We start from the raw sequence: 21,022 nt of genomic DNA on the forward strand, positions 1-21,022 counted from the left end.
TGTTGCTTGCTGAGTTCGGCATTCTAGAGATTCTCCAGATGCGGTAAAGTCATTACCTATCTGTTCTGAAGATGGGTTTGCTCATGCAATGGAATCTTGAACAACTGCGTTTATTCGTCGGTGTGGCGGAGCAACGTTCGTTTTCTGCCGTGGCACGGGACCAGCGCAAAGCCCAGTCGGCGATCAGCAGTGCGATTGCGCTGCTGGAGGAAGATCTGGGCGTGAGCCTGTTCGACCGCAGCAGTGGCCGCCAGCCGAAGCTCACCGAGGCTGGCAATGCCTTGCTCGAAGAAGCGCGCGAAGTGCTGCGCCAATGCGAGCGCCTCAATGGCCGGGCGCTGGCGATGATGCGCGGCCAGGAAGCTCGCTTGCGCCTGGCCCAGGACGAGGCCATGCCGTACCAGCCGGTCATCGAAAGCTTTGAAGCGTTGGCGGAAAAGTTTCCCAGCCTTGAAGTGCAACTGACCAGCGCCGCCCAAGGCGATGTGGCGCGCAAGCTGGTGGAGCGTCGGGCCGATCTGGGTTTGTTGTTTTATCACGATCAAATTCCTGAAGCCCTTGAGCGCAGGGTGCTGGGCAGCGTCGAGATGGTGACCGTGTGTGGCGTAGGGCATCCATTGGCGGCAAAGGCTGAAGTGAACTATCAGGAACTGGCGCAGCATCGACAGCTGCTGATGTCCACGCAGTCCAGTATCTACCCCGGCAGCGAACCAGCCAGCCCGCAGGTCTGGCGGGCCGACAGTTTCTACGTGATGGCTGAATGGTTGGTGCGCGGCCTCGGCTGGGCCTGGCTGCCGCGTCACGTGGTGCAGTACTCGGCGTATCAGGGCTTGATGGTCGAATTGGCCAGCGAATGGACCCCGCCGGCGCTGGTGGTGGAGTTGGTGTGGCGCCGCGATGAGCCACTCGGGCCGGCCGCTCGCTGGTTGGCGGAGCGTTTTGCCGTGCATTTGCAGGCGATCGGTGAAAAAACCGATAAACTCCGCCGCCATGAATAGAACTCTCTACACCGCGCTGTTTTACCTGGGGCTGCCATTGGTGGCGATTCGGCTGTGGCTGCGCTCGCGCAAGGCGCCGGCCTATGCCAAGCGTGTTGGCGAGCGCTTTTCCTACGGGATGCCGACGATGAAGCCCGGTGGCATCTGGGTGCACGCGGTGTCTGTGGGCGAAAGCATTGCCGCGGCGCCGATGATTCGGGCCTTGCTGCAACGTTATCCGACACTACCGATCACCGTGACCTGCATGACGCCGACCGGCTCGGAGCGCATCCAGGCGTTGTTCGCCAACGAACCGCGCATCCAGCACTGCTATTTGCCCTACGACTTGCCGTGCGCCGCCAAACGCTTCCTTGATCGGGTCCAGCCGAAACTGGCGGTGATCATGGAAACCGAGCTCTGGCCCAACCATATCCATCAATGCGCCAAGCGCGGGATTCCCGTGGCCCTGGCCAATGCACGACTGTCCGAACGTTCGGCCAGGGGCTATGGCCGCTTCGCCAGGCTGACCGGGCCGATGCTGGCCGAGATGAGCTTGTTCGCGGTGCAGACCGAAGCCGAGGCCCAGCGTTTTCGTGAGTTGGGCGCGCGGGCGCAAACCGTCGAAGTCACCGGTTCGATCAAGTTCGACCTGACCATCGACCCGCAACTGTTGCAACGTGCCGCCGAGTTGCGCGGGCAATGGCAGGCACAGGAGCGCCCGGTGTGGATCGCTGCCAGCACCCATGATGGCGAAGACGAGGTGGTACTGGCGGCCCACCGTCAGTTGCTGGCGAGCCATCCCGATGCCTTGCTGATCCTGGTGCCGCGTCATCCCGAGCGGTTCAATCCGGTATTCGAATTGTGCCGCCAGCAGGGTTTCGCCACGGTGCGGCGCTCCACAGGCGATGCGGTCACCGCCGGCACTTCGGTGTTGCTGGGCGACACCATGGGCGAGCTGCTGTTTCTTTATGCCTTGGCCGACAGTGCATTCGTCGGCGGTAGCCTGGTGCCTAATGGGGGGCATAACCTGCTTGAGCCGGCGGCCTTGGCCAAGCCGGTGCTCAGTGGCCCGCACCTGTTCAACTTCCTTGAAATCGCCGCGCAGTTGCGCAGCGCCGGGGCGTTGCAGGAGGTTGAGGATGCACAAGGGCTGGCGGTGGCGGTGCAGCGCCTGTTCGAATTGCCGCGCGATGCGCAGCGCATGGCCGAGGCGGGCTTGAAGGTTATGCGCACCAATCAGGGGGCGTTGCAGCGCTTGCTCGATGGGCTAGGGCGGCTGATCAACCTGTAGGAATAGGTGGCGCAAACCCTGTAGGAGCACGGCTTGCCGGCGATAGCGATCTCAAGGACGCCATCGCCGGCAAGCCGTGCTCCTACAGGTTCTTTTAGGGTCTGGCCTTGAGCTGTTCAGCCGCAGCCTTCGCCAGATCCGGCGGCAGGAAATCCTTGTCCGGGTTGTAGTTGGGATTGAGCCAACGTGCCAGGTCCTGCAAGTCCCCCGGGTTCAACGTACCGGCCTGCTGCTTCAAGCGCAGGTTGTCGAGGATGTAGTCGTAGCGGGTGTTGTTGTAGTCGCGTACCGAGGTGTAGAGCGAGCGCTGCGCATCCAGCACATCGACGATGTTGCGCGTACCCACCTGATAACCGATTTCCGTCGCTTCCACCGCGCTCTGGTTGGAGATGATCGACTGCTTGCGCGCCTGTACCTGCTCGACGTCAGTATTCACCGCGCGGTGCAGGTCACGGGTGTTTTCCACGATAGAGCGACGCAGGGATTCACGTTGCTGCTCGGTCTGGTCCAGTTGCGCATAGGATTGGCGCACCTGGGAGTTGATCAGGCCGCCGCTGTAGATCGGGATGTTCAGTTGCAGGCCGATCGAGGATTGCTCGACGTCGCCCTTGTACGGCTGGCCGAATGCGCTCGGGTTGCTGAAACCCAGTGCATCGTTGTCGCCTTTTCTGTATTGCGCCACCGCATCGACGGTCGGCGCATGGCCGGCCTTGCGCTGCTTGAGGGTTTGCTCGGCGGCGCTGACGGCGTAGTTGCTGGCCAGCAGATTGAGGTTCTGTTTGGCCGCCGTTTCGACCCAGGCCTTGGCATCGTTCGGTGCCGGCGGCAGGATCGGCAAGTTATGGGAGATGCCCCAGATTGCGTTGTACTGTCGGTTGGTCAGGGTGATCAGGGCTTCGAACGCATCATCCACCTGGCGCTGCGCGACGATCCGGTTGGCGCGTGCGGTGTCGTAGCTGGCTTGCGAGTTCAAGACGTCGGTCTTGTCGGATAGGCCGACATCGAAGCGCTCGTTGGACTGATCGAGCTGACGCTTGAACGCGGCTTCTTCGGCCTTGGTCGAGGCCAGGTTGTCCTGGCTGCGCAGCACGTTGAAGTAGCTGTCGGCGGTTTGCAGGATCAGGTTTTGCTGGGTCGCCGAGAGTTGCAGGGCGGCCTGTTCGTTGACGTCCTTGGCGGCCTGGAACTGGAACCAGCGATCGGCGCGGAACAGTGGCTGCGCCAGGGTCGCCTGGTACGAATGGGCATTACGGTTGGCCGTGGCCGCCGGCTGATCGATCGAGGTGCGCACGCTGCTGACATCGGCGCCGCCCGAAAGATTGGGCAGCAATCCGGCGCGGGCCTGGGGCACGACTTCTTTCTGGGCGCCATATTGGGCGATGGCCGCAGCGAGGTCGGCGTTGTTGTTCACCGCTTCCTGATAGACGCTGACCAGATCGTTCTTGGTCGATAAGGGCGCTTCTGCCCAGGCCATTCCATTGGACGCACAAGACACGGCAACGGCCAGTGAGAGTTTGCGCAGCATAGGCGATCCCTAGTAAAAATATTACACAAGTAATTTGAGCGCCAAGGCTAAGGCGCTGCCTGTGCAACGTCAATGCGCAGCTTGGCGTAGCGAGTGTAGTTGTGCATTCGAGCGGCAACAATCCTGGCGATCGCGCTAATTGCGCCATTCATCATGGTGTTTGCAGCGGTGTTGGCGTTCTGTGTCAGTTGTGTCTAGACTGGCCGGGTTCTTGTCGGGGTGCCTTGCTATGAGGCTGAGATCGAATAATTTCGGATCCCGTTGAACCTGATCAGGTTAGCGCCTGCGTAGGGAACAAGATTTCTCGTCACCCGGCGAGTCCTCTTGTGCTTCGTCCGGGATGTTGTTCGACAATCGAACACCCCTCGAGCACTGAGCACAGCACAGCTGGTTTTCCAGCGCCCGTGCGTCCATTCGTTTACAGGTTCGCTCCGACAAAATTCCACTGCCTGGATGCTGTCTGGAGAGCCCGTGATGACTACAAAAGCAAAAATCGCCACCAACCTGAGTGACTCGGCCAAGGTCGATCAACAATCGGTGCAGCCGTTTACCCGCTCGCAAAAAATCTATGTCCAGGGCACTCGCCCGGACATCCTCGTGCCGATGCGCGAAATCAGCCTTGACGTGACGCCGACCGACTTCGGTGGCGAGGTCAACGCGCCGGTGGTGGTGTACGACACCTCGGGCCCCTACACCGACCCCAACGTGATCATCGACGTGCGCAAAGGCCTGGCCGATGTGCGCTCGCCGTGGATCGAATCCCGCGGTGACACCGAGCGCCTGAGCGGCCTGAGCTCCAACTTCGGCCAGGAACGCCTCGCCGACCCGGAACTGACGAAGCTGCGTTTCGCCCACGTCAACAACCCGCGTCGCGCCAAGCCGGGCGCCAACGTCAGCCAGATGCATTACGCGCGCAAAGGCATCATCACCGCCGAGATGGAATACGTCGCCATCCGCGAAAACATGAAGCTGGAAGTGGCCCGCGCCGCCGGCCTGCTGGACCAGCAACACGCCGGCCACAGTTTTGGTGCCAGCGTGCCGAAAATCATCACCCCTGAATTTGTCCGTGACGAAATCGCTCGCGGTCGCGCGATCATTCCAGCCAACATCAACCACACCGAACTGGAACCGATGATCATCGGCCGTAACTTCCTGGTGAAGATCAACGGCAACATCGGCAACAGCGCCCTGGGTTCGTCCATTGAAGAAGAAGTGGCGAAACTGACCTGGGGCATTCGCTGGGGTTCGGACACGGTCATGGACCTGTCCACCGGCAAGCACATCCACGAAACCCGCGAGTGGATCATCCGCAACTCGCCGGTGCCGATCGGTACCGTGCCGATCTACCAGGCCCTGGAAAAAGTCGGCGGCGTGGCCGAAGACCTGACCTGGGAGCTGTTCCGCGACACGCTGATCGAGCAGGCCGAGCAGGGCGTCGACTACTTCACCATCCACGCCGGCGTGTTGTTGCGCTACGTGCCGATGACCGCCAAGCGCGTGACCGGCATCGTTTCCCGTGGCGGTTCGATCATGGCCAAGTGGTGCCTGGCGCACCACAAAGAGAACTTCCTCTACACCCATTTCGAAGACATCTGCGAAATCATGAAGGCCTACGACGTCAGCTTCTCGCTGGGCGATGGTCTGCGTCCTGGCTCGATTGCCGACGCCAACGACGAAGCGCAGTTCGGCGAGCTGGAAACCCTCGGCGAGCTGACCAAGATCGCCTGGAAACACGACGTGCAGTGCATGATCGAAGGCCCGGGCCACGTGCCGATGCAGTTGATCAAGGAGAACATGGACAAGCAGCTCGAGTGCTGCGACGAGGCGCCGTTCTACACCCTCGGCCCGCTGACCACCGACATTGCGCCAGGCTACGACCACATCACCTCCGGTATTGGTGCGGCAATGATCGGCTGGTTCGGCTGCGCCATGCTCTGCTACGTGACGCCGAAAGAGCACTTGGGTCTGCCGAACAAGGATGACGTGAAGACCGGCATCATCACCTACAAGATCGCTGCGCACGCCGCCGATCTGGCCAAGGGGCATCCAGGCGCGCAGATCCGCGACAATGCCTTGAGCAAGGCGCGCTTCGAATTCCGTTGGGAAGACCAGTTCAACCTGGGCCTGGATCCGGACACCGCTCGTTCGTATCACGATGAGACGTTGCCGAAGGATTCGGCCAAGGTCGCGCACTTCTGCTCCATGTGCGGGCCGAAATTCTGCTCGATGAAGATCACCCAGGAAGTCCGTGAGTACGCGGCCAACCAACGGATCGAAGCGGTGGACGTGGACGTCGCCCAAGGCATGGCCGAACAGGCCGAGCGCTTCAAGCAGGAAGGCAGTCAGCTTTACCAGAAAGTTTGATCTGATCGGGGATTGGCGGTGCCTGTGGCGCCGTCTTCGCGAGCAAGCCCGCTCCCACATTTGACCTCAGTCGTGCACAAAGTTGGTGTTCACTGCAGATCCAATGTGGGAGCGGGCTTGCTCGCGAAAGCGCCAGATCAGATAGCGAAATTCTCAATGACAAAACATATTCCTCTGAGATAACACCCTTGAGCATTCAACCCAGCACTTACTCCCCCGACATCGCGGTGCCGATCGACAAACGTGTGTTCGGCGGCCGCGACCTGTTTTCCCTGTGGTTCTCCCTCGGCATCGGCCTGATGGTGCTGCAGACCGGTGCTCTGCTCGCGCCCGGCCTGGGCCTGTCCGGCTCATTGCTGGCGATTTTCCTCGGCACCCTGGTCGGCGTTTTGCTGTTGGCGGCCGTCGGCGTGATCGGCAGCGACACCGGCCTGTCGTCGATGGCCGCACTCAAGCTCAGCCTCGGCAAACGTGGCGCGAGCCTGCCGGCCGTACTGAACCTGCTGCAACTGATCGGTTGGGGTTCTTTCGAGATCATCGTCATGCGCGATGCCGCCAGCCTGTTGGGCGCAAAGGCCTTCAGCGATGGCAGCGCAATGTCCAATCCGGTGCTGTGGACGCTGTTCTTCGGCGCACTGGCGACCCTGTTGGCCGTGAGCGGTCCGTTGACCTTCGTGCGCCAGATCCTGCGCAAATGGGGCATCTGGCTGCTGCTGGCCGCATGCATCTGGCTGACCTGGAACCTGTTCGCCAAGGCCGACCTGGCCGCCTTGTGGGCCCAGGCTGGCGACGGTTCGATGCCGTTTGCCGTGGGTTTCGACATTGCCATTGCCATGCCGCTGTCGTGGCTGCCGCTGATCGCCGACTACTCGCGTTTCGGCAAGCGGGCGAAAAACGTTTTCGGTGGTACCGCAATCGGCTTCTTTATCGGTAACTTCTGGCTGATGAGCCTGGGCGTGGCCTACACCCTGGCGTTCGCGCCGAGCGGTGAAGTCAATGCCTTGCTGTTGGCGTTGGCCGGTGCCGGCCTGGGGATTCCACTGCTTTTGATTCTTCTGGACGAGTCGGAAAACGCCTTCGCCGACATTCACTCGGCAGCAGTTTCCAGCGGGATTCTGTTGCGCCTGAAAGTCGAACACCTGGCCTTGGCCATCGGCGTGGTCTGCACCCTGATCGCCTTGCTGGCGCCCCTGGCCCAGTACCAGAACTTCCTGCTGTTGATCGGTTCGGTATTCGCGCCGCTGTTCGGCGTGGTGCTGGTGGACCACTTCATCCTGCGCAAGCGCAGTGGCCAAGTCGCCTCAGCTGCACTGCGTTGGCCGGCGCTGCTCGCCTGGTTGGGCGGGGTCAGCACCTATCACTTGCTGGCCAATCTGTATCCGGATATCGGTGCAACCCTGCCGGCGTTGATCCTCGCAGGGCTGCTGCAGCTGGTGCTGGGCCGGGCCTTCAGTTACGGCCGGGAAACAGCTCGGGCTTGATGATGCCGTTCAGGCGGGGGTAGGGGATCTTCAGTTCGACATGGCCCAGCGCGTAAGGCGCGATGGTGCTGGTTTCGTACTTGAGGATCACCCCGCCGTAGGTCAGCGCCACGTTCTGGGTTTTCTGGAACGGCCAGCTCTTGACGAACTCCGGTTCCTGATCGAGCTTGGTGCTGATCAACCAGCTGTTGTGCGCCACCTGCGCCGCTTTCCAGAACGCCTCTTCCTGCCCCGGCACCAGCATGTCCGACAGCGTCAGCACTTTCTGCTGTTGACGCGAATAGTTGATGAATCCTCGACCCGGCGTGCCATGGGCGCCGCCGGTGTCCAGGTAACTGGACAACTCGATGATCACCAGTCCGTCATGCTGCTCACGTACCTTGGCTTGCAGATAGCTGCTGTTGCGCGGGCCGGCGGTGCGCAAAAACTGTTCGCGATAGGCCGCCAGCGTCGGCGCCACCGGGGCGTCGGGCGAGGTGCGGGTCATCTGCAGCAGGCGTTTTTCGATGATGCCGTCAAGCGCAGGCTCGCTGGGGAAGTGCAGGGTGTCGATGTTCACCAGCGGGCAGTCCTGATCGCTGCAACCTGGCTTGAGCTGCTCGGTGGCGTCGCGGGTGGTTTCCAGCGGCGCGCGATAGTTGGGCTGGAACAGGCTCTGGCAAGCGCCCAGGGTCAGGGCGAGAGCGGCCACGGAGGCAATTTTAAAAAGCGACATGGGCGTCCTTCATAAAACAGGGAAAGGCAAAAAGTTACCCGCTTCGACTGTCAACGAAGCAATCAGTTCGCCACTAAGCTAATTAGAGTGGGTTTCGCCCTCACCGTCTATCTCGCTGAAGGTAAAGGGGCTGCATCAAACCTCACCGGCGCGTTAGGATGGCGCGAAGTCGAGGTTCCAGGAAGAACGCACCTCGTATCGGTTTGAAGTAAGAGGATAGTCATGACTGATTTTACCAAAGCCATTCCGACCGCCGTGGATATCGTTCGGCGCGAAAAGTGCTTCGAGGGTTTCTACAAGCTCGATCGCGTGCACTTGCGCCACGAATTGTTCGCCGGCGGCATGAGTCGCGAAATCAGCCGTGAACTGTTCGTGCGCCACGATGCGGTGTGCGTGCTGCCCTACGATCCGCAGCGCGATGAAGTGGTGCTGATCGAGCAGTTTCGCGTCGGCGCCGTGGGCAAGACCGGCAATCCATGGTTGATCGAACTGGTCGCTGGTCTGATCGACAAGGACGAGCAACCGGAAGAAGTTGCTCACCGCGAAGCGCAGGAGGAAGCTGGTCTTGTGATCGGGGCGCTGTGGCCGATGACCCAATATTTTCCATCGCCGGGCGGCAGCAACGAATTCGTGCATTTGTACCTTGGACGTTGCGATAGTAGTGGGGCAGGCGGCCTGCATGGGCTGGAGGAAGAGGCTGAAGATATCCGCGTCACGGTGTGGGCTTTCGAAGATGCCCTGCAAGCCGTACGCGACGGACGTATTGCCAACGCGGCCAGCATCATTGCCTTGCAATGGCTGGCACTGAATCGCGTTGAAGTGAGGGGGCTATGGTCGTAAACAAACTGCGCGATCGCTATCGGGTGGACCTCGTGGGGCTGCAGGCGTCCTGTGAGGCGAACTACGCGCGCCTGATGCGACTGTTGCCGGACATGCGCAGCGAGCCGGCAGCGCGGCGCATCGCCGTGACCCACGGCGAACAGATGCTGGGCGTGCTGGCGCTGGAGGTGCTGCAGGTCTGTCCCTACACCACGACCCTGCAAGTGCGCCAGGAACACAGCCTGCCGTGGCTGCCGGTTCCGCAACTGGAAGTCCAGGTCTATCACGACGCGTGCATGGCCGAAGTGGTCAGCGCCGAACATGCACGTCGCTTTCGCGGCATCTATCCTTATCCGAACGCCTCGATGCACCAGCCCGACGAAAAGGCCCAGCTGAACATGTTCCTGGGCGAATGGCTGAGCCATTGCCTGGCGCTGGGGCATGAGTACGAAGTCGTCCGTTAGTTGTGAACTGCGTCAGGTTCACAGGTTTCCCCTTTCGATCGTCTCCCAGCATAATTGCGACTCTGACCCGATCCGTGTTCACGCCCTGGGAGAACACCTTGCCGAGCGTATCCACACTGACCAGCGCCGATCCGGCATTGCTGGTGCAACTCTCCGACAGTCATCTGTTTGCCGAGGCGGACAGGACGCTGCTGGGCATGAATACCCGCGACAGCCTGCAAAAAGTCATTGAATTGGTGCGTGTGCAGCAGCCGCGGATCGATCTGCTCCTGGCGACAGGCGATCTGTCCCAGGACGGCACGCTTGAGTCCTACCAGCAGTTTCGTGAGTTGACCCGGCAGCTCGACGCGCCGGCCCGCTGGATTCCCGGCAACCACGACGAACCGCAAATCATGGCTGAGGCCGCGGTGCAAAGTGCTTTGCTGGACTCGGTGGTGGATATCGGCAACTGGCGGGTCACACTGCTTGATTCGGCAGTGCCCGGCTCGGTGCCGGGGTATTTGCAGGACGAACAGTTGCAACTGCTGGCCCGTTCATTGAGCGAGGCGCCAGAGCGGCATCATCTGGTGTGCCTGCACCATCACCCGGTATCGATCGGCTGTGCGTGGATGGAGCCAATCGGGCTGCGTAATCCCGAAGCGTTTTTTGAGGTTCTGGATCGTTTTCCACAGGTACGCGCGGTACTGTGGGGGCATGTGCACCAGGAAATCGATCAATTGCGTAACAACGTGCGTCTGATCGCCTCGCCATCGACCTGCATTCAGTTCGAACCGGGCAGCGAGGATTTCAAGGTCGGGGAGCAGGCGCCGGGGTATCGCTGGTTGCGGTTGTTGCCGGATGGGCGGCTTGAAACCGGTGTGGAGCGGCTGATCGGGTTCGATTTCCAGGTTGATTACGATTCCGACGGCTACTGACATATTTGTCGTTTCCACATACCGATGGCGTCCGCACAGACACCGCCGATTTCTATATCTATCCCGGATTCCCTGTAAACTCCGCCTCTTTACCCGACGCTCAGGGAGTTCAAATGTCCGGCTCGATCCTTTATATCCACGGCTTCAACAGCGCGCCTGCGTCGAAAAAGGCCACTCAGTTGAGCGAAGTGATGGAGCGCCTGGGTTTGAGCGACCAACTGCTTGTGCCGGCCCTGCATCACCATCCCCGCGAGGCCATTGGCCAGCTTGAACAGGCGATTGAAGCGCTCGGACGGCCACTGCTGGTGGGAAGCTCGCTCGGCGGCTACTATGCGACTCACCTGGCCGAGCGCCATGGCTTGAAAGCCCTGTTGATCAACCCTGCCGTCAGCCCGCACCGGATGTTCGACGGGTTCCTGGGGACACAGAAAAACCTGTATACCGAACAGACCTGGGAAATGACCCTCGACCACGTGACGGCCCTCGCCGAGCTGGAAGTGCCGGCACCCCAGGACCCACAGCGCTATCAGGTATGGTTGCAGACCGGTGACGAAACGCTGGACTATCGCCATGCCCAGCAGTATTACCGGGCCTGTGCCTTGCGCATCCAGGCGGGTGGCGACCATGGTTACCAGGGTTTTGCCGAGCAGCTACCGGCGATGCTGAGTTTTGCCGGCATTGGCGCAGATTTGTATCAGGCGATTGATTTCACCGCGCTGTGAAACCTTGCCCCCTATTTTCAATGAAAGACTGACGACGAGACCCCATGGCCACTCCCAGCGCTAGCTCTTATAACGCCGACGCCATCGAAGTCCTCTCGGGCCTCGACCCGGTGCGCAAACGCCCCGGTATGTACACCGACACCAGTCGGCCGAACCACCTTGCCCAGGAAGTCATCGACAACAGCGTCGACGAAGCCTTGGCCGGGCATGCCAAATCGGTGCAGGTCATCCTCCACGCCGATCACTCGCTGGAAGTCAGCGATGACGGCCGTGGCATGCCGGTGGACATTCACCCCGAAGAAGGCGTTTCGGGCGTCGAACTGATCCTCACCAAGCTTCATGCGGGCGGCAAGTTTTCCAACAAGAACTACCAGTTCTCCGGCGGTCTGCACGGGGTGGGTATTTCGGTGGTCAACGCCTTGTCGACCGAAGTCCGGGTGCGTGTCAAACGTGACGGCAACGAATACCAGATGACCTTCGCCGACGGTTACAAGAAAACCGAGCTGGAAATCGTCGGGACGGTTGGCAAGCGCAACACCGGGACCAGCGTGTTCTTCGCCCCGGATCCGAAATATTTCGATTCACCGAAATTTTCCATCAGTCGCCTCAAGCACGTGCTCAAGGCCAAGGCCGTACTGTGCCCGGGGCTGCTGGTCAGTTTTGAAGACAAGGCCACCGGCGAGAAAGTCGAATGGCATTACGAAGATGGCCTGCGTTCCTACCTGGTCGATGCCGTCAGCGAATTCGAGCGTCTACCGGACGAGCCGTTCTGCGGTGCCTTCGCCGGTAACAAGGAAGCGGTCGACTGGGCGCTGCTGTGGCTGCCGGAAGGTGGCGACGCGGTGCAGGAAAGCTATGTCAACCTGATCCCCACGGCCCAGGGTGGCACCCACGTCAACGGCCTGCGCCAAGGCCTGCTCGACGCCATGCGCGAGTTCTGCGAATTCCGCAGCCTGCTGCCGCGCGGCGTGAAGCTGGCGCCGGAAGACGTCTGGGAGCGTATCGCTTTCGTTCTGTCGATGAAGATGCAGGAGCCGCAATTCTCCGGCCAGACCAAAGAGCGTCTTTCGTCCCGTGAAGCGGCGGCGTTCGTTTCCGGTGTGGTCAAGGATGCCTTCAGCCTGTGGCTCAACGCCAACCCGGAAACCGGTCTGGCGCTGGCGGAACTGGCGATCAACAACGCCGGCCGACGCCTCAAGGCGAGCAAGAAAGTCGAGCGCAAACGCGTGACTCAGGGGCCGGCATTGCCGGGCAAACTGGCTGACTGCGCCGGGCAGGATCCGATGCGTTCCGAGCTGTTCCTGGTCGAAGGTGATTCCGCCGGCGGGTCCGCCAAACAAGCACGGGATAAGGAATTTCAGGCGATCCTGCCGTTGCGCGGCAAGATCCTCAACACCTGGGAAGTCGACGGCAGCGAAGTGCTGGCGAGCCAGGAAGTACACAACATCGCCGTGGCCATCGGCGTCGATCCGGGCGCCGCGGACATGAGCCAGCTGCGCTACGGCAAGATCTGCATCCTCGCCGACGCCGACTCCGACGGCCTGCACATCGCAACCCTGCTCTGCGCGTTGTTCGTCCAGCATTTCCGTCCGTTGGTGGATGCCGGTCACGTCTACGTCGCCATGCCGCCGCTGTACCGCATCGACCTGGGTAAAGAGATCTACTACGCCCTGGATGAGGCCGAGCGCGACGGCATTCTCGATCGCCTGGTGGCCGAGAAGAAGCGTGGCAAGCCGCAGGTCACGCGATTCAAAGGCCTGGGTGAGATGAACCCGCCGCAGTTGCGCGAAACCACCATGGATCCGAATACTCGGCGCCTGGTGCAGTTGACCCTCGGTGAGGATTTCGCCGCGACCTCGGAAATGATGGACATGCTGCTGGCGAAAAAACGCGCCGGTGACCGCAAGAACTGGCTGGAGTCCAAGGGCAACCTGGCGGAGGTGCTGGGCTGATGCGGCTGGGCTTTGCCCTGGCGTGTGCGTTGCTGCTGACCTCGATGACGGTGTCTGCCAAGCCGACACCGCAGTTGCGCCTGTTGTCCGAGCATGCCGTGGACGGCATGCGCGGTGGCAACCTGTCCGGGCTGGCCCAGTGCGGCAATGAGCTGTGGACGGTCTCCGACCGTGATGACGACCAGATCTACCGCCTCGAGACGGGCGAGGGTGTCTGGCACGCGGAAGCGGTGGGCATCGGCGTTCCGCCCGTGCCCGACAGTGGCTTGCCCTGGGGTTTGCGTTCGCGGGCCTGGGTGTCGTCGTTCGTGCGTGGCGGTGACCTGGATTTCGAAGGGATTACCTGCGACAGCGCCGGAAATCGCTACGTGGTCAGCGAATCCCATGCGGCGGTGCTGCAGATTCCGCCAACCGGGCCGGCCTCCTGGCTGAAAATTTCGCCGCTCATGGTTCGCGAAGCGCGGGCCAGCGGTATGTTGCTGCGCTTCAATGCATTGTTCGAAGGCCTGGCGATCAATCCGCAGGGTGACCAGTTGTGGTTGTCTGCCGAGCGTGAGAGTCGCGGGTTGCTGCGGGTCAAGCGCAAGCAGACCGTGTGGGACTGTGACGGCGGTTGTGTGCTGCTGAGCGAAGGGGGAATGGAAATGCAGCCTGCACAATTTCCCAGCGCCCGGGCGATGCCCCGGGATTTTGCCGATCTGTCGTGGTTCAACGGCAAGCTGTTTACCCTTGAGCGCAACGCGTTCGAGATTTGTCGCCGGGATGCGGTGACGGCCAAGGTCGAACGCTGCTGGTCGTTTGCCAATGAGGCGCTGCAGGAAAATCGTCGTTATCCCCAGGACTTTGCACTGACCGAAGCGTTGATCGTGGACGCCGAGGGGGCCTGGATCGGGGTCGACAACAACACCGGTGCCCGCGCCGATGGCGAGGTGCGTCCGATCGTCTGGCGTTTTGCTGCACCTGAAGGTGGCTGGAGTTCCAAGCCATGAGCCAGCAAGCGCCAGGCAAGCGTGCCGGTCGGGTCTTGATGATCCTGGCCTGGTGCGCCGCGTTGTTCCTGGCGACGCGGTTCTTCGGCCAGTGGGAAGAGCGTCAGCAAAACCCGAATGTGGTCGTGAGCTCGGAGCGCGGCGATGGTTTTGTCGAAGTGAAACTGGTCAGCAACGGCCAGGGGCATTTCGTTGCCAGCGGCCATATCAATGGCCAGCCGGTGAAGTTCATGCTCGATACCGGGGCGACCGATGTGGCGATCCCGGCGCAATTGGCGCAGAGGCTGAAACTGGAACAAGGCTTCGGGGTGACCCTGAGCACCGCCAACGGACGCACCGAGGGTTATCGAACCCGCGTCGATCGGCTGCAACTGGGCGACATTGTGTTGCGTGATGTGCGCGCCCTCGTCGTGCCAGGCCTGGATGGCGATCAAGTGCTGCTCGGTATGAGCGCGCTGAACAAACTTGAATTTACCCAGCGCGGTGGCACCATGCTGCTGCGCCAGACAACGAACCGATGAGGCCCGCATGAGCGACTCCCTTGATCTCAGCCTGGACGGTGTAGAACGCCGATCACTGGCTGACTTCACCGAAAATGCCTACCTCAACTACTCCATGTACGTGATCATGGACCGTGCCTTGCCGCATATCGGCGACGGCCTGAAACCGGTACAGCGGCGTATCGTCTACGCCATGAGTGAGCTGGGGCTGGACGCCGATTCCAAGCACAAGAAATCGGCGCGTACCGTCGGTGACGTGCTCGGCAAGTTCCACCCCCATGGCGACTCGGCCTGCTACGAAGCGATGGTGCTGATGGCCCAGCCGTTCAGCTACCGCTACACGCTGGTCGATGGCCAGGGTAACTGGGGTGCGCCGGACGATCCCAAGTCCTTCGCCGCCATGCGTTACACCGAAGCACGGCTGTCGCGTTATTCCGAAGTGCTGCTCAGCGAACTGGGCCAGGGCACGGCGGATTGGGGCCCGAACTTCGACGGCACACTCGACGAACCGCTGGTGTTGCCCGCACGTTTGCCGAATATCCTGCTGAACGGCACCACCGGCATTGCCGTGGGCATGGCCACCGACGTGCCGCCGCACAACCTGCGCGAAGTCGCCAGCGCCTGCGTGCGTTTGCTCGATGAGCCCAAGGCAACGGTCGAACAGCTCTGCGAGCACATTCAAGGCCCGGATTATCCGACCGAAGCGGAAATCATCACGCCGCGCGCCGACCTGCTGAAAATCTACGAAACAGGTCGCGGTTCGGTGCGTATGCGCGCCGTTTATCACATCGAAGACGGCGACATCATCGTCACCGCGCTGCCGCATCAGGTTTCGGGTGCCAAGGTGCTGGAACAGATCGCGGCGATGATGCAGGCCAAACCGTCGAAAGCTCCGCAAATCGCCGACTTGCGCGACGAGTCGGACCACGAGAACCCGTGCCGTATCGTGATTATTCCGGGCGCCCGGAAAAACTTCGACCACGATGCCTTGATGCAGCACCTGTTCGCCAGCACCGAGCTGGAGTCGAGCTACCGGGTCAACATCAACATCATCGGGCTGGACGGCAAGCCGCAGCTGAAGAACCTGCGGGCGCTGCTGGTCGAGTGGTTGGAGTTCCGGGTGCAGACCGTGCGTCGCCGCCTGCAATTCCGCCTGGACAAGGTCGAGCGTCGCCTGCACCTGTTGGACGGTTTGTTGATCGCCTACCTCAACCTGGATGAAGTGATTCACATCATCCGCACCGAGGAGCAGCCCAAGGCCGCGCTGATCGAGCGTTTCGCCCTGAGCGAAATCCAGGCCGACTACATTCTGGACACGCGTTTGCGTCAATTGGCGCGCCTGGAAGAAATGAAGCTGCGTTCCGAGCAGGATGAACTGCTCAAGGAACAAGCCAAGCTGCAAGCGCTGCTGAGCAGCGAAGCCAAGTTGAAAAAACTGGTGCGCAGCGAGCTGATCAAGGACGCCGAGACCTATGGCGACGACCGTCGCTCGCCAATCGTCGAGCGTGCAGAAGCGAAAGCGCTGACCGAGCACGATCTGCTGCCGAACGAAAAAGTCACCGTCGTGCTCTCGGAAAAAGGCTGGGTTCGCTCCGCCAAGGGCCATGAGATCGACGCCACCGGGCTTTCGTACAAGGCCGGGGATGGTTTCAAGGCCTTGGCGGCAGGGCGTTCCAACCAGTTCGCGGTGTTTATCGATTCCACCGGTCGCAGCTACTCGGTCGCCGCGCACACCTTGCCTTCGGCCCGTGGCCAGGGCGAACCGTTGACCGGCCGTCTGACGCCACCGCCAGGGGCGAGTTTCGAATGCGTGCTGATGCCCGAAGACGATGCGCTCTACGTCATCGCCTCGGACGCCGGTTACGGTTTCGTGGTCAAGGGTGAAGACCTGCAGGCCAAGAACAAGGCGGGCAAGGCCCTGCTGAGCCTGCCGAACAACGCCAAGGTGATCCTGCCGCGTCCGGTGGCCGATCGTGAGCAGAATTGGCTGGCTTCGGTGACCACCGAAGGTCGCCTGCTGATCTTCAAGATCAGCGATCTGCCACAATTAGGTAAGGGCAAAGGCAACAAGATCATCGGGATTTCCGGTGAGCGCGTGGCCAGTCGCGAAGAGTATGTAACGGACATCGCCGTTGTGCCGGATGGTGCCACCTTGGTGCTGCAGGCCGGAAAACGTACCTTGTCACTGAAAGCAGACGACCTCGAACACTACAAAGGTGAGCGTGGGCGTCGTGGTAACAAACTGCCACGTGGCTTCCAGAGGGTGGATGCGCTGCTCGTCGAAAACCTCAATTAAGCGTCCTAGAGCGCCTGATCTGCGATTTAACGCGTAGATCGGCGCTTTGGCGCTGGAGTCGGAACGCATATTCACGGATGATATGGCCTTTCAAGCGCCGGCGTGGCCGAGCGTTCTTCATATTTATTGAGTATTTTCACTGTGATTAGTCTTGTGGCAATCACCTGGATGGGACGATGACTGCTCTGCGCCTTCCTTTTATTTTGATGCTCGCCGGCGTTCTTGGCCTGGCGGGTTGCAGCGTTCACCAGCCGGTGTCGCTGTATCAACTGGACAGCGGAAGTCCGGTTCAGCCTGCGCAAAGCGCGGGCATGGCGGTTTTGTTGGGCCCGGTAACCGTGGCGGACTACCTGCAGCGCGAAACCCTGCTGCAGCGTCAGCCTGACGGCAGCCTGCAAGCCTCGGCCGATGGCCGTTGGGCTGGCAGCCTGTCTTCCGACATCGATCAGCTGTTGCTGCGTCAGGTGGCTGGTCACCTGGACAGCCAGCGCGTAGTGCTGGCGCCTGCGACAACCGGGTTCACTCCGGATGTACAGGTGCTGTTGACCATCACGCGCCTGGATTCGGGGGCCTCGCAACCGGCGATCCTCGATGCGCAATGGCGTTTGATCGACCGTCGTGGCCAGGTGCGCGATAACCGCATCATCCACCTGCAGGAACAGCACGCCGGCAGCACCGCGGCTCAGGTTCAGGCACAGGGTGCGTTGCTGCAGAAGCTCGCTGAACAGCTGTCGGTGGCGCTCAAGCCGCTGGCCAACCAGCCGCCGATTGCCGAAGCCCCGAAAAAGCCGGCGGCTAAGCCTGTGGCGCCTGCGGCGGAACAGGAAAAACAGCCGAAGATACCGATGGCTGCACCGATCCGTACGGATATGGAAGTGTTTCGCTTCTAGGTCTGAATGGTTTCGAAACAAGGCCCGCAGTGATGCGGGCCTTGTTGTTTCTGTAGGTTGGAGGTTTCCAGTGCTGCTGATGGCCTCATCGCTGGCAAGCCAGCTCCCACAGGTTATCTGTTGAGCGCTGATTGTGTGTACGGCATCAATCACTGTGGGAGCTGGCTTGCCAGCGATAGCGCCAGGACGGGCAACAAAAAGCCCGCAGACGATCACTCATCTGCGGGCTTCTTCACATCAGGGCCAATACCTACGCCCGGCGTTCGTGCATCCGCGCCAGTTGTCGCTCCAGCATCGACGGATAAGGCTCCATCAACCGCTCCACGCAGCAGGCGCCCTCAGGGCTGGCAATCGGGCGGATCCGTGCGCGTTGGCGGATCAGGGCATCGTCACTGATCTTGCGCTCCACCAGCAGCAGGTTGCGGCTGTGTTGCGACAGGGCCAGGGCGTCCTGCGCGGCGTCGGTGAGCAACAGGTCGATCTGGCTCAGGCCGAACAACTCGTCGCCCAGGGTCAGGCCAAGCTGCAATTGCAAGGTGATGCCGCTGTCGGCGACTTCGATCTGCAGTTGATGGCCCAGCGCCCGCAGCAGCTCGCCGCAGCAGATGGCGTTGGTCAGGTAGTCGTCGCCGCTGTCTTCGTTGTGGAAAAGCATCAGCGTGCTGCCATCGTTCAGGGTGTGCATTTCGCTCTGATAGAGCGAGGCCGCCTGGTCGAGGCAGTCGCGGTAGCGTTTGGTCAGCTCTTCCAAGCGTGTCCGGGGCAGGCGTCGCAGTTGTTCCTGTGAGCCCAACTGTACGGCCAGCACGGCACTGTGCTGCGGCACGCTGGAGGCCACGGGTTTGCCCAACGGTTTCGCCGTGCTGGCCGGCACATCATCGAGCAAATCAGCGAATGCCTCATCGTCGTCGTCTTCAACGGTGCTGACGACACGCCGTGGCGCGGCTTTCATCGCGGCCATCGGGCGGCTTTCATCGAAGCTTGGATCGCGCAGGTTACGCACTTCGAAACCCGGTTCGGCATCGTCGTCATCGATGTCGTCCAGTTCGGGTTCCGGCACGGGTTCCGGTTCGGCCGGTTCCGGCGCGAAGTCGGCGTGCAGCTGGCGCGCCAGGTCGCCGATCTCGTCGTTACGCTCGGTGGCCGGGGTGTATTCGTCGATGTTGCGCAGCCACAACCGCAATTGCAGCAGCGGCGTGGAGAGGTATCGACCCATGCGCAGGCTCAAGGCCAGGGACAGGGCCAGCAGGATCGCGCTCAAGATCCCCATGCTTTGCAGGCTGATGGTCATCGGCTGCTGGAACTGATCCATGTCCAGGCTGATGCGCAGCTGACCGGCGGTCACGTCCTGGAAAGTGATCTTGCTCTGATAGATGCCTTCGGCTTCGCCCAGCAGGCCGTGCTTGGGGCGCTGGCCAGCCTCGGCAAGGATCCGGTTGTCCATGCTGTAGATGGCGGCGTGGGCCACCAGCTTGTTCTTGGTCAGGTTGTTGAGCAGCACGTTGAGGCTGAGGATGTCGTTGGACACCAACAGCTCGGTGGCGGAGGAGGCCGTCTGCATGGTCAGGCTTTCACCCAGCGCATCGGCTTGCTCGTGCATGGCCTGCTTGAACTGCAAACCCATCACGCAGGCGTAGATCACCAGGGCCAGGGCGACCAGGATCACGTTATGGCTGGCAATGCGCAATGCAATCGGTACACGGCGGTGGCGCAGTGCACGGAAGATCAGCAGAAAGAAGTTATCGGTTTTTACTGGCGTGGGCCGGTTCACTTGAGCTCGGCTCTTTTGTCCGTGAAGTTGACGCGCAGTATAGCGACAGGCCCTAGACCGTCAAAGCGCTCACGGTGCCCGATGGTCACTGAATGTGGGTAGAATGCGGTTTTTTTCCACCTGCGGGGGTGCGCCTTGCGCGAAATCGTCCTGATAAACATCACGGGAGTCGACCGTCCGGGTCTGACTGCGGCCATTACCGGTGTACTGGCCCAGGGTGGTGTGAACATTCTCGACATTGGTCAGGCGGTGATCCACGACACCCTGTCGTTCGGCATCCTGGTTGAAATTCCTGATACCGAACAAGGCAAGTCGGTGCTCAAGGACATCCTGTTCAAGGGCTATGAGCTTGATCAACAGGTGCGGTTCACACCGGTGTCCGAAGAGGATTACCAGCAGTGGGTCGGCAACCAGGGCAAAAAACGCCACATCGTGACCCTGCTGACTCGCAAGGTTACCGCCGGGCAATTGCAGGCCGTGAGCTCGATCACCGCCAAATATGGCCTGAACATCGACCACATCGATCGCCTGTCCGGGCGCATGCCTTTGGATACCCCGGCCGATAAAGGCAAGGGCTGCATCGAGTTTTCCGTGCGTGGCGAGGCGGCTGATCCGCAGGCACTGCGGGCCGAATTCCTCAGCGTCGCCCAGGAACTGAACGTCGACATCGCCTTCCAGGAAGATTCGCTGTTCCGTCGCAACCGCCGCCTGGCGGTGTTCGACATGGACTCGACCCTGATCGAAGCCGAGGTCATCGATGAGCTGGCCAAGGCGGCAGGCGTGGGTGACAAGGTGTCGGAAATCACCGAGCGGGCGATGGCCGGTGAACTGGACTTCCGTGCCAGCTTCAAGGAACGCCTGGCGTTGCTCAAAGGCCTGGATGTGGGCGTGCTGGATTCGATCGGGGCCTCGCTGCGCCTGACCGAAGGCGCTGAAACCCTGTTCGCCGAACTCAAGCGCCTGGGTTACAAGACTGCCATTCTGTCGGGCGGCTTCACCTACTTCGCCAAGCAGTTGCAGGCCAAGTTGGGCATCGACTACGTGTTCGCCAACGAACTGGAAGTGGTCGACGGCAAGGTGACCGGCGTTGCGATCGAGCCGATTGTCGATGCACAGCGCAAGGCTGATTTGCTCAAGGAACTGGCACACAAGGAAGGCTTGCGCCTGGAGCAAACCATTGCGGTCGGCGACGGTGCCAATGACTTGCCGATGCTGGCGATTGCCGGGTTGGGCGTGGCATTCCGCGCCAAGCCGCTGGTCAAGCAGTCGGCGAAGCAGGCGATTTCGACGCTGGGCCTGGATGGCGTGTTGTACCTGCTGGGCTTCCGCGATCGCGACGGCCAGCTGTAACA

At 61.2% G+C, this 21,022-nt stretch carries 17 protein-coding genes and 1 riboswitch; of the genes, 14 read left to right on the forward strand and 3 right to left on the reverse strand.

The features are described from left to right. The first annotated feature begins 83 nt into the window (after window positions 1-83). Both OH720_RS02250 and waaA read left to right on the forward strand, forming a co-directional pair. The gene (locus tag OH720_RS02250; protein ID WP_180203994.1) at window positions 84-998 is read left to right on the forward strand and encodes a LysR family transcriptional regulator; all 915 of its coding nucleotides are present in this window, start codon (window positions 84-86) and stop codon (window positions 996-998) included. Beyond that, window positions 991-2,268 carry a lipid IV(A) 3-deoxy-D-manno-octulosonic acid transferase gene (waaA, locus tag OH720_RS02255; RefSeq protein WP_272604402.1) on the forward strand — a complete coding sequence of 426 codons (1,278 nt, stop codon included), beginning with the start codon at window positions 991-993 and terminating at the stop codon, window positions 2,266-2,268. The genes OH720_RS02250 and waaA overlap by 8 nt, the downstream gene beginning before the upstream one ends. A 94-nt stretch (window positions 2,269-2,362) precedes the next feature. Here the strand turns inward: waaA and OH720_RS02260 are convergent, their stop codons facing one another. Next, window positions 2,363-3,793: a TolC family outer membrane protein gene (locus OH720_RS02260; protein ID WP_272604403.1), complete on the reverse strand. Its 1,431-nt coding sequence runs from the start codon at window positions 3,791-3,793 to the stop codon at window positions 2,363-2,365. A gap of 205 nt (window positions 3,794-3,998) precedes the next feature. Continuing rightward, window positions 3,999-4,104, forward strand: a riboswitch (TPP riboswitch). Window positions 4,105-4,267: 163 nt separating this feature from the next. Between OH720_RS02260 and thiC the strand changes: the two genes are divergently transcribed. Beyond that, a complete protein-coding gene (gene thiC / locus OH720_RS02265) occupies window positions 4,268-6,157 on the forward strand; it encodes a phosphomethylpyrimidine synthase ThiC (RefSeq protein ID WP_008063536.1) in 1,890 nt (629 codons plus the stop codon). Between the two features lie 188 nt (window positions 6,158-6,345). Further along, window positions 6,346-7,638 (forward strand): putative hydroxymethylpyrimidine transporter CytX, encoded by a 1,293-nt coding sequence (gene cytX, locus OH720_RS02270; protein ID WP_180203997.1) that lies wholly within the window; start codon window positions 6,346-6,348, stop codon window positions 7,636-7,638. Here cytX and OH720_RS02275 read toward each other — a convergent pair. After that, window positions 7,607-8,353, reverse strand: a complete 747-nt coding sequence (locus OH720_RS02275) for an RsiV family protein (RefSeq protein ID WP_272604404.1) — start codon at window positions 8,351-8,353, stop codon at window positions 7,607-7,609. The genes cytX and OH720_RS02275 overlap by 32 nt on opposite strands. 222 nt (window positions 8,354-8,575) lie before the next feature. On the opposite strand from OH720_RS02275, the gene OH720_RS02280 reads away from it, so the two are divergent. The 9 genes from OH720_RS02280 to OH720_RS02320 all read left to right on the forward strand — a co-directional run bounded on the left by OH720_RS02280 (window position 8,576) and on the right by OH720_RS02320 (window position 17,899). Beyond that, window positions 8,576-9,193 carry an NUDIX domain-containing protein gene (locus OH720_RS02280; RefSeq protein WP_272604405.1) on the forward strand — a complete coding sequence of 206 codons (618 nt, stop codon included), beginning with the start codon at window positions 8,576-8,578 and terminating at the stop codon, window positions 9,191-9,193. Beyond that, window positions 9,184-9,636 (forward strand): DUF1249 domain-containing protein, encoded by a 453-nt coding sequence (locus OH720_RS02285; RefSeq protein WP_034148716.1) that lies wholly within the window; start codon window positions 9,184-9,186, stop codon window positions 9,634-9,636. The genes OH720_RS02280 and OH720_RS02285 overlap by 10 nt, the downstream gene beginning before the upstream one ends. A gap of 98 nt (window positions 9,637-9,734) precedes the next feature. Beyond that, a complete protein-coding gene (cpdA, locus tag OH720_RS02290) occupies window positions 9,735-10,550 on the forward strand; it encodes a 3',5'-cyclic-AMP phosphodiesterase (RefSeq protein ID WP_272604406.1) in 816 nt (271 codons plus the stop codon). 113 nt (window positions 10,551-10,663) lie between these two features. Then, complete coding sequence (locus tag OH720_RS02295; protein WP_272604407.1) at window positions 10,664-11,272, forward strand: YqiA/YcfP family alpha/beta fold hydrolase; 609 nt, start codon at window positions 10,664-10,666, stop codon at window positions 11,270-11,272. 44 nt (window positions 11,273-11,316) lie between these two features. Further along, complete coding sequence (gene parE / locus OH720_RS02300) at window positions 11,317-13,224, forward strand: DNA topoisomerase IV subunit B (protein ID WP_272604408.1); 1,908 nt, start codon at window positions 11,317-11,319, stop codon at window positions 13,222-13,224. Continuing rightward, window positions 13,224-14,213, forward strand: a complete 990-nt coding sequence (locus OH720_RS02305; RefSeq protein WP_272604409.1) for an esterase-like activity of phytase family protein — start codon at window positions 13,224-13,226, stop codon at window positions 14,211-14,213. The genes parE and OH720_RS02305 overlap by 1 nt, the downstream gene beginning before the upstream one ends. Next, window positions 14,210-14,734: a retropepsin-like aspartic protease family protein gene (locus tag OH720_RS02310; protein WP_272604410.1), complete on the forward strand. Its 525-nt coding sequence runs from the start codon at window positions 14,210-14,212 to the stop codon at window positions 14,732-14,734. Before OH720_RS02305 ends, OH720_RS02310 begins: the two co-directional genes overlap by 4 nt. Window positions 14,735-14,741: 7 nt before the next feature. Further along, a complete protein-coding gene (parC, locus tag OH720_RS02315) occupies window positions 14,742-17,009 on the forward strand; it encodes a DNA topoisomerase IV subunit A (protein WP_272604411.1) in 2,268 nt (755 codons plus the stop codon). A gap of 176 nt (window positions 17,010-17,185) precedes the next feature. Next, window positions 17,186-17,899, forward strand: coding sequence for a PqiC family protein (locus OH720_RS02320; RefSeq protein WP_180204006.1), 714 nt, complete (start codon window positions 17,186-17,188; stop codon window positions 17,897-17,899). 250 nt (window positions 17,900-18,149) lie between these two features. On the opposite strand, the gene OH720_RS02325 is transcribed toward OH720_RS02320, so the two are convergent. After that, window positions 18,150-19,670, reverse strand: coding sequence for an AhpA/YtjB family protein (locus OH720_RS02325; protein ID WP_272604412.1), 1,521 nt, complete (start codon window positions 19,668-19,670; stop codon window positions 18,150-18,152). A gap of 135 nt (window positions 19,671-19,805) precedes the next feature. On the opposite strand from OH720_RS02325, the gene serB reads away from it, so the two are divergent. Further along, complete coding sequence (gene serB, locus OH720_RS02330; RefSeq protein WP_034148725.1) at window positions 19,806-21,020, forward strand: phosphoserine phosphatase SerB; 1,215 nt, start codon at window positions 19,806-19,808, stop codon at window positions 21,018-21,020. The last annotated feature ends 2 nt before the right edge of the window (window positions 21,021-21,022 follow it).

Source organism: Pseudomonas sp. WJP1 (assembly GCF_028471945.1).
In the GTDB taxonomy this organism is placed as follows: domain Bacteria; phylum Pseudomonadota; class Gammaproteobacteria; order Pseudomonadales; family Pseudomonadaceae; genus Aquipseudomonas.